Source organism: Planktosalinus sp. (assembly GCF_059864935.1).
Genome location: NZ_JCBCCK010000164.1, coordinates 1 through 8666, shown reverse-complemented (window position 1 = coordinate 8666; position 8666 = coordinate 1). Strand labels below are relative to the sequence as shown.

The 8666-nt window shown below is 35.3% G+C and carries 8 protein-coding genes and 2 pseudogenes; 4 read left to right on the top strand and 6 right to left on the bottom strand.

Annotated elements, in window-relative coordinates; genetic code table 11:
- A pseudogene (locus AC6F75_RS06390) lies at positions 1-400 on the top strand (ABC transporter substrate-binding protein); the annotation flags it as partial.
- A 224-nt stretch (positions 401-624) separates the two neighbouring features.
- On the opposite strand, the gene AC6F75_RS06385 reads toward AC6F75_RS06390, so the two are convergent.
- From AC6F75_RS06385 to typA, 5 genes are all read right to left on the bottom strand, one after another.
- Positions 625-1614: a sulfatase-like hydrolase/transferase gene (locus AC6F75_RS06385; RefSeq protein ID WP_500714122.1), complete on the bottom strand. Its 990-nt coding sequence runs from the start codon at positions 1612-1614 to the stop codon at positions 625-627.
- 467 nt (positions 1615-2081) lie between these two features.
- Positions 2082-3479, bottom strand: coding sequence for a class I SAM-dependent methyltransferase (locus tag AC6F75_RS06380; RefSeq protein WP_500714121.1), 1398 nt, complete (start codon positions 3477-3479; stop codon positions 2082-2084).
- On the bottom strand, positions 3454-3666 hold the full coding sequence (locus AC6F75_RS06375; RefSeq protein WP_500714120.1) for a hypothetical protein: 213 nt from the start codon (positions 3664-3666) through the stop codon (positions 3454-3456). Before AC6F75_RS06375 ends, AC6F75_RS06380 begins: the two co-directional genes overlap by 26 nt.
- Positions 3667-3713: 47 nt before the next feature.
- Positions 3714-3956 (bottom strand): uroporphyrinogen decarboxylase, encoded by a 243-nt coding sequence (locus AC6F75_RS06370; RefSeq protein WP_500714119.1) that lies wholly within the window; start codon positions 3954-3956, stop codon positions 3714-3716.
- A 60-nt stretch (positions 3957-4016) separates the two neighbouring features.
- The gene (gene typA, locus AC6F75_RS06365) at positions 4017-5816 is read right to left on the bottom strand and encodes a translational GTPase TypA (protein WP_500714118.1); all 1800 of its coding nucleotides are present in this window, start codon (positions 5814-5816) and stop codon (positions 4017-4019) included.
- Positions 5817-5972: 156 nt separating this feature from the next.
- Here typA and AC6F75_RS06360 point away from each other — a divergent pair, with 156 nt between their 5' ends.
- The 3 genes from AC6F75_RS06360 to AC6F75_RS06350 all read left to right on the top strand — a co-directional run bounded on the left by AC6F75_RS06360 (position 5973) and on the right by AC6F75_RS06350 (position 8440).
- Positions 5973-7373 (top strand): FG-GAP-like repeat-containing protein, encoded by a 1401-nt coding sequence (locus AC6F75_RS06360; protein WP_500714117.1) that lies wholly within the window; start codon positions 5973-5975, stop codon positions 7371-7373.
- Between the two features lie 35 nt (positions 7374-7408).
- Positions 7409-8227 (top strand): 3-deoxy-8-phosphooctulonate synthase, encoded by an 819-nt coding sequence (gene kdsA, locus AC6F75_RS06355; protein ID WP_500714116.1) that lies wholly within the window; start codon positions 7409-7411, stop codon positions 8225-8227.
- A gap of 72 nt (positions 8228-8299) precedes the next feature.
- Positions 8300-8440, top strand: coding sequence for a hypothetical protein (locus tag AC6F75_RS06350; protein WP_500714115.1), 141 nt, complete (start codon positions 8300-8302; stop codon positions 8438-8440).
- A 6-nt stretch (positions 8441-8446) separates the two neighbouring features.
- Here AC6F75_RS06350 and AC6F75_RS06345 read toward each other — a convergent pair.
- Positions 8447-8666 (bottom strand): annotated as a pseudogene (locus tag AC6F75_RS06345) (alanine dehydrogenase); the annotation flags it as partial.

The following is an 8666-nucleotide window of genomic DNA, read 5'->3' as shown; positions in this document are numbered from 1 at the left end:
TGCAATCAGGCAAGCGCGTGCAGACGGGTCGATTGATGCTTTTCGCTCCAGTTGGATAGCCGATTATCCCGATGCTGATAGTTATTTATCCTTGTTTTACAGCCCCAACCATACTCCCTCGGGACCCAACTACACTTTTTTTGAGAACAAGGTCTTTGACAGCTTGTATGACTATGCTAAAACTTTTATGGACATCAACGAACGCAAAATCGTTTATAGAAAAATGGACTCCTTAATGATTGAACAAGCCCCGGTTGTGCCTTTGTATTATGATGAAGCCGTGCGTTTTGTAAGGAAAAATGTATCTGGATTGGGTATCAATCCGCAAAATCTTCTTATATTGAAATATGTAAAAAAAGAAAGGCCCCTCCCAAACCCTCCCCAAAAGGGAGGGCTTTAATTGAAGTCAAAGAAACTATTAAAAAAAACTAGCCCTCAAAGGGGAAATAAAAATTATATCTTTTTAATGATTTTAAAAATTCCCCCTCCTTTGGAGGGGGTTAGGGGGAGGCTTAAACTTCTCGAAGAACGAAAAAGAAGCCGAAGAAAATTTTTGATTGTTTATACTTCAGTGATGACGGTTGTTGTGGCTTTGATTCTTTACTTTTTATTTTACTTTAAACTTTAATTGTGTTTTTCAAAAACAATATTTCCATTTTCATCAATTACCTTATAAATTCCTTCTTCTGCTCCCTTTTTAATTTTTAAATAACTTGCGTTTTCCTGTTTATGTGTTAAGATTGAATTATCTTCTGCCAAATATGAAAATATATTCAAAAACAGATTAACTGAAGATTTGAATGTTAGTTCTTCTTCCGGGGGCTTTTCATTAGTTGGCCATTTAATTGCCAAGGCTGATGAAAAGACTGAATATAAAAAATCCCTGTCGGTATTTTTTGTTTGTGTCTGTAAGGTATATTCCATTCCAACATAGCCTCCATGGTCTGCTATGATTATGATAAGAGCATTGGGGTCTTCTTTTTGTATTAAAGGGATTAGCTCTTTAAGCCACTGGTTTGCATATTCTAAATTTTTAAGGTAACGGTCTTGTTCTGAAGCTGCGGTTTTAATTTTATTTTTATTATTGATAATATGTCCCGGAAGAAGTTTTTCAAAAAAATAAAAATTATGCTCACTTTTGTTTTCGAATGCTTTGGGAAAATCGTGTAAAATACTCTTTAAAGAATCTAGACCTTTACTTAGATAGGGAACTTCAGCAAGTTCAATATTTGTGTAATCAAAATTTATTTTTGGCCTGTTTACTATCAGATAGGGAGTTTCAGCAAAAAAATGGGTTTTATAACCATTTTTATTAAATATTTCCACTACGGGGTTGAGGTCCATTATCGTTTTGCGTTCATTCCACAAATCATGGTAGTGATGCTTCATTGCAAACAAAGAGCTGTTTGATGTAAGTGTATTTGGATAATTACTCCTGAAGTCCTGATACATTGAAAATCCTTGTTCTTCAAGCCAATTTTCAAATTCAGAATTATCAAATCCATAACTTTCACGCCTGAGTTCAGAAAAATTTACATATCCATCAGGTTGAATTACATATACATTGGGTTTCTTTTGAAATTGAATATTTTCAATTACTTCAGGTTGTTTCAACCATTCAAATGATTCTGTCGCATAAGATATTATTGTACCGGGAAGCGTAAAAAAAGTAGTAAGCACCAACAAAAGCTTTACTGTAAGTATTTTAAAATAAAACTTTTTTATAAAGTGATTCCCTATGACAACTGCAAAGGCTAAAAATATTACAAGTGCTATTTTTTTATACCCAACTGAAGTAAAAAGTGAGATCATGCACAGGTATAAAAAAACAGTTGTGCTAATGAAAGGCAGTATATATTTTTTGTAAAACTGACTTAGGTTTCCTTTAAAAACTAAAAACAATAAATAATATACCGTAGTGGGTACTAAAACAAAAAGAAATAGAAAATAAATAAGATGTTCAAATGAATTTACAAACCTAAAATTTTGAGAATAATAAAACGCCCAAGGGTAAAGCCCAGATGCCAGCCCCGCTAGCAATGGCAAAACTGATTCCCTTTTAAAAAAAGTGATGATTGATTTCAAAATTTTCTTCTTTTTAATAAATACAAAATACGTTGAGAATCACTGATGGTTTCTTTTTTTACAATTTCAAAATAGTTTGAATAGTCATTTTCAAAATTCTCTTCGTTGTAAAAATCAAAATGATTGATGAATTCTCGTTTTCTTACTAACAACGACTGCACCCAAGAGTCACCGCGAGTTGGAAATTCAAAAATTAAATTTTCAGAGAATGAAGCAAAAAATTCAGCAGATTTTAAAAATGGAACATTGCCTGATAAAGTAATGTGATGAATAAGCGCCAGTGCCATGGTTAAATCTGGCTTCAACTCCTTTAGCCTGTTAATCAATGAACTGCGCTCACTATTATTAAAACCAATAGCCGGTGCGGGTTGCAAAACATCACAAACAAATGGCAGTATATTAGTTTCTTTATTTTTTTGAATTTGTTTGTAATTAAAATCCACTGCATTTGCATCGATATCATTTACTAAAATTAATTCGGCTGTGTCTTTTAATTCCCTTCCAAAAGTCCCGTCATTTCCGCCAATGTCAACAATTTTTTTTGCTTTAAGTGCTGCAGCCCACTCTTTTATTAATCCTGCTTTTTGCTTAAAAGCCAAATCGTTGTAATTGGTCTTGTTGTAGTAATCCCCCCATTCTGTTTTTTCATTTACAGACAATTTTTTGATGAAATCATACAGGTTTTCAATAATGTTGTTTTGTGCCTTTTTTGAAAGTTTTGAGATTTTACTTTCAGCCTTGTAGTCTTCACTGTATTTGGCCTCAAGCCTGACAAGTAAGTGTATGTTTGAATAAATGGTTGAGTTGAATTTCGTTTTAAACGGAAGTAAAGAGGCAATTGTTTTAACAGGAATCCCGTCAATGTGATTTTGCATCAAGTTGAGCATGGAAACGCCGTGATATTTGGCGAGTAATAATGGGCCTAAAAAATGGGTGATAAATTGCTTGAAAGCGCGCCAGGGTGAGTTTTCTTCATAAAAATCAAAAGAAAGTGAATCAATAAAAATGGGCTTACCGTTGTAAAAAGTGATGTTATAAGCCGATGCATCTTTTAAAATAAAACCGTTTGATAGGGCTGCACGGTGCACTTTGAGTGTGTGGAGAGCAGCGTGCTTGTACATTTCAAAACTCCATTCATAAGGATTGGTTATAAATGGGATGAATTCAGGTCTAATTATTATTTTCTCTTGGGTATTTTCGACTTCCTTGTGCGGAATCAATAATCCTGCTTTAAAAAGTTTATTGTAAAAACCCGAGCTTGTAAGTTGGTTGTATTGGGGAAAGTAAATGGGGTTAATGACCCTTACTAATTTTCCGTTTTCCTGAGTAACATACCCGGAAGGGTCTCTGAATGAAGCCTGATGTTGACTAATTTGAAGTGTTGTTTTTGTCATTTTCATCTTCGGTTTCGTCCATGTCTATACTGTCATAACTGTCTTCTTCTTTGGATTTATGAATTCCAAAAAGGGATTTAACTTTAAACATAAACGCTTTAGAAAAAAGGGCTATAGCGGCAACTGCTGCTATTGCAGCTTGCGCAATCATTGCTCCCAGTCCCGGATCAAAATATAAAAAATACATATTTTTTAATTTAAAAATTTAAAAGTAATGATTTATTGACTTAAACATCAAACAATTCCAATCTTTTTTCTTAGAAAAAGGTAATACATATTTGCCCCAACGATAAACGCATTGGTAATGATGATGGGCCAAGAACTTTGCAGCAAAAATCCATAAACGACAAAAGCGATACAACCGAGGGAGTTTACCAAACGTAACGTCCTGATATTTTTCATCAAAAAAGAAGTAATCAAAAGTAAGGAGGCCAGATAGCCCACGAGTTCGGTGTTTGAAAATAAATCGTTTTCCATAATTTGCATAAAAAAACCTCCATAGAAATACTACAGAGGTTTTATTTTTATTATGATGTATTAATTGATTACATTGCGCTTACGATCCACCTCTTTTAGGTAAACTTTTCGCAATCTGATTGATTTTGGAGTGACCTCAACATATTCATCTTTTTGAATGTATTCCAAAGCCTCTTCCAATGAAAACTTGATAGCAGGAACAATCTTGGCTTTATCATCAGCTCCTGAAGAACGGACGTTTGAAAGCTTTTTGGTCTTGGTTACATTTACGGCCATATCATCGCCACGAGAGTTTTCGCCAATCACTTGGCCTTCATAAATATCTTCGTTTGGATCAACAAAAAACTTACCTCTTTCCTGAAGTTTGTCAATTGAGTAAGGGATCGCTTTTCCGTTTTCCATAGAAATCAATGAACCGTTTTGACGCTCAGGGATTCCTCCTTTAAAAGGTTGGTATTCGAGGAAACGGTGGGTCATAATAGCTTCTCCGGCTGTAGCCGTTAAAAGTTGATTACGCAAACCAATAATTCCCCTTGAAGGAATCTGGAATTTACAAATCATACGCTCGCCTTTGCCCTCCATACTCAGCATTTCTCCCTTTCTGATGGTCACCATATCAATGGCCCTACCGGAAACTTCTTCGGGTAAATCGATGGTTAATTCCTCAACCGGCTCACATTTTGCTCCGTCAATTTCTTTAATGATTACCTGAGGTTGCCCGATTTGCAATTCATAGCCTTCTCTTCTCATGGTTTCAATCAACACTGAAAGGTGTAACACACCACGTCCAAATACCATAAATTTATCAGCACTGTCAGTGGGCTGCATTCTCAGGGCAAGGTTTTTCTCGAGTTCGCGTTCCAAACGCTCCTTGATATGTCTTGATGTTACAAACTTACCATCCTTACCAAAGAAAGGTGAGTCATTGATGGTAAACAACATGCTCATAGTGGGTTCATCAATAGCAATAGTCTTTAATCCTTCAGGATTTTCAAAATCAGCTACTGTATCGCCAATATCAAAATTTTCAAGCCCAACAAGGGCACAAATGTCACCTGCAAAAACTTCGGTGACTTTTTTTCTTCCGAGACCTTCAAAAGTGTGTAATTCTTTGATGCGTGATTTCACCTTTGTTCCGTCTCTTTTCACCAAAGTGATTGGCATTCCTTCTTTTAAAATGCCTCTTTGTAAACGGCCAATAGCGATTCTTCCTGTAAAGGAAGAATAATCCAGCGAAGTAATTAGCATTTGTACTGTACCTTCTTCAATTTTGGGAGAAGGAATGTGTTCAATTACCATATCGAGTAAAGGTTCAATATTTTGTGTGGGTTTTCTCCAATCTTCACTCATCCAGTTGTTTTTGGCTGAACCATATACAGAGGGAAAATCCAATTGCCACTCTTCAGCACCCAATTCAAACATCAGGTCAAAAACTTCTTCATGAACTTCTTCAGGCGTACAGTTTTCCTTGTCTACTTTGTTAATAACAACACAAGGTTTTAATCCAAGATCCAAGGCTTTTTGCAGCACAAATCGTGTTTGTGGCATAGGACCTTCAAAGGCATCAACAAGCAGTAATACACCATCAGCCATATTAAGCACGCGTTCCACTTCACCTCCAAAATCGGCGTGACCGGGTGTGTCAATAATATTAATTTTTGTGTCTTTATATACTACAGAGACATTTTTTGAAGTGATGGTAATACCGCGTTCGCGTTCCAGGTCATTATTATCAAGGATAAGATCACCTGTATTTTCGTTTTCACGAAATAAATTACAATGATACATAATCTTGTCGACCAGCGTGGTCTTCCCGTGGTCAACGTGGGCAATAATAGCGATGTTTTTAACTTTTGACATAAAAAAGCTCCTTTTTTTGAGCGTGCAAAGGTACTGTTAATTTTCATTATTTTACTATTACCCATTACAATGTTTTGTTTGAAATATTAAATTGTAGTTAGTTGATTGTTAATTTTTTAAAAAAATAACTTACATTTAAAACTTGAAAACTTATCCATGAAAAACATATACTCTTTACTTATCATCTTTCTATTCCCTTTAATTCTTGTTTCACAATACGGACCACAGCAGATTATTTCTGCCACTGCAAATGGAGCATATCAGGTTTTTACAGCAGATTTAAGTGGAAATGGTTTTAATGATGTTATAGCTTTATGTAGTACAGACCTTCAAATTAAATGGTATGAAAATTTAGATGGCAATGGCAATTTTGGCCCGGAAACTGTCTTATCAGATACGCCGGCACTTTTTTTATTCTTTGAGGCTGTAGATTTAAATTCAAATGGACATTTGGATATTCTCTATCTCGAAAACAACCCAGCTAGGTTGGTCTGGAAAGAAAATATTGATGGCAATGGCAATTTTGGCCCCGAACAAGTCATTTTAGAAAATCAATCAGCGTTTATAATGGAGGTTAAGACATTTGATTTGAACAGCGACTCACATACTGATATAATCATAAACTTTTCAAATAATTTTTTTGAAAATAATATAGTATGGTTTGAAAATATTGGTGGCACAGGTACTTTTGCTGGACCTATTATACTTGTAGATAATATTTTGAATGCAACCGGCCCTCTCATAGTTGATATTGATAATGACGGATTATCTGACTTGCTTTTATCATACAACAGCTATAATCCGGCAGGAAGATTAGTTTGGTATAAAAATTTAGGCAATCAAACTTTTGGCACCGAACAACTTATTTATCAATTTGATTTTCTCATGTCAGATTGGACAAGTATTGTTGATATTAAATATGTTGATATTAATACAAATGGAAAAAATGACATTGTAATAACTACACACAATGATGATATAGGAACTTTTCTTTACTTGCTTGAAAACATAGACAATCTGGGTACATTTAGCAATTTAATGCCGGTTAATATAGGGTCATTTGCTTTTGATTTTTATGATTTAGACAATGATGGAGATATGGATGTATTGATTTATAACAGGTTTTCCAATTCAATTACTTGGCAAGAAAACATAAATGGTGATGGGGTATTCAGTTCACCAATGCTAATATCTTCTGATGTTTTAAGTCTTAGACATGCTATAGCCGCTAATATCAAGGACAATGGAAACCTTGAAGTTATTTCTGCATCATTTAATGATAATAAAGTGGCCTGGTATGAATATGTAGGACTAAATACAAATGACTTTTCAAAAAATAATTTTAGCATATCCCCCAATCCGACGAAAAATAGTGTGACTTTAAATTCAACTGAAAATTTCTCAGAAATAAGTTTGTATACTATTCAAGGAAGAAAACTTGATTTACAATTAGACGTTAATAAAATTGACATTTCAAATTTAACTCCCGGTATGTATTTGTTAAAAGTAACTTTTGAAAACAATACAGAAGTCACCAAAAAAATAGTGAAGCAATGAGGGATTGATTATCTTTGCATTTCAAAATAAAATTTATGCAACTCCAGTTAATCCCAAAAATAAAACACACTCAATCCAATAACTTCTTTTTACTTGCAGGCCCTTGCGCTATTGAAGGTGAAGAAATGGCATTGCGCATCGCTGAACAAGTATTAAAAATCACAGATAAACTTCAAATTCCCTACATATTCAAGGGCAGTTTTAAAAAAGCCAACCGAAGCCGTATTGACAGTTTTACAGGCATTGGTGATGAAAAAGCTTTGAAAATCCTTCGAAAAGTTTCTGAAACTTTTGATATTCCTACTGTGACCGACATTCATGAAGTGAGTGATGCCGCAATGGCCGCCCAATATGTTGATGTGTTGCAAATCCCTGCCTTTTTAGTTCGGCAAACCGATTTGGTGGTTGCTGCGGCAAACACCGGAAAAGTGGTCAACCTTAAGAAAGGCCAGTTTATGAGCCCTGAAAGTATGAAGCACGCTGTTACAAAAGTGACGGATTGTGGCAACAGTCAGGTGATGGTGACTGACCGCGGCACTATGTTTGGCTATCAAGACATGGTTGTAGACTTCAGGGGTATCCCCACCATGCGCCAATTTGCGCCCACGGTACTTGATGTAACCCATAGTTTGCAACAACCCAATCAAAGCAGCGGTGTTACCGGCGGCAGGCCTGATATGATTTCAACCATCGCCAAAGCAGGTATCGCTGTGGGCGTTGACGGTATTTTTATCGAAACCCATTTTGACCCGGAAAATGCCAAAAGTGACGGCGCTAATATGCTTGACCTGAAATATCTTGAAAAGTTGTTGAGTGATTTGACGGCTATTCGCAAAACGATTTTATCACTTTAACAAGTTTATGACCATTGTCATTTTTGATTGAATTAACATCTATTATTTTTGTGAATCATAAAATACAAACTTATGATTTTTAACAAAATAGCACTCTACAACTGGGAAAACGGCGCATTTATAATGACCATCATATTTGGTTTGGTCATTGCAGGAATAGTAGCGGCCGTTTATCTGATGATGAAAAACGATCAGAAAAAATTAGATGAATAAATTGTTTTACTTTCCGTCTACAAAATTCTGCAAATAGGCAAATCGGGGGGTTAATTTGCCACCTTCGGTAATTTTTGCCCGTTGTAAAATGCCATTTTTATCGTAATTAAAAAAAGCAGGAATAACATGCTCTAAAAACATATCCCCAAAACCTTCACTGGCGTCTTTGGGCAATTCACAAGGCAAATTATCTACAGCCATAACAGTTATAGCCTTGGGAGCATCA

Excerpts from the sequence above, each read along its gene's own strand:
- AC6F75_RS06350 (WP_500714115.1), top strand. The coding sequence starts at position 8,300 with ATGATTTTTAACAAAATAGCACTCTACAACTGGGAAAACGGCGCATTT.
- AC6F75_RS06370 (WP_500714119.1), bottom strand. The coding sequence starts at position 3,956 with ATGGAAAACGATTTATTTTCAAACACCGAACTCGTGGGCTATCTGGCC.
- AC6F75_RS06360 (WP_500714117.1), top strand. The coding sequence starts at position 5,973 with ATGAAAAACATATACTCTTTACTTATCATCTTTCTATTCCCTTTAATT.
- typA (WP_500714118.1), bottom strand. The coding sequence starts at position 5,816 with ATGTCAAAAGTTAAAAACATCGCTATTATTGCCCACGTTGACCACGGG.
- AC6F75_RS06375 (WP_500714120.1), bottom strand. The coding sequence starts at position 3,666 with ATGTATTTTTTATATTTTGATCCGGGACTGGGAGCAATGATTGCGCAA.
- kdsA (WP_500714116.1), top strand. The coding sequence starts at position 7,409 with ATGCAACTCCAGTTAATCCCAAAAATAAAACACACTCAATCCAATAAC.
- AC6F75_RS06380 (WP_500714121.1), bottom strand. The coding sequence starts at position 3,479 with ATGACAAAAACAACACTTCAAATTAGTCAACATCAGGCTTCATTCAGA.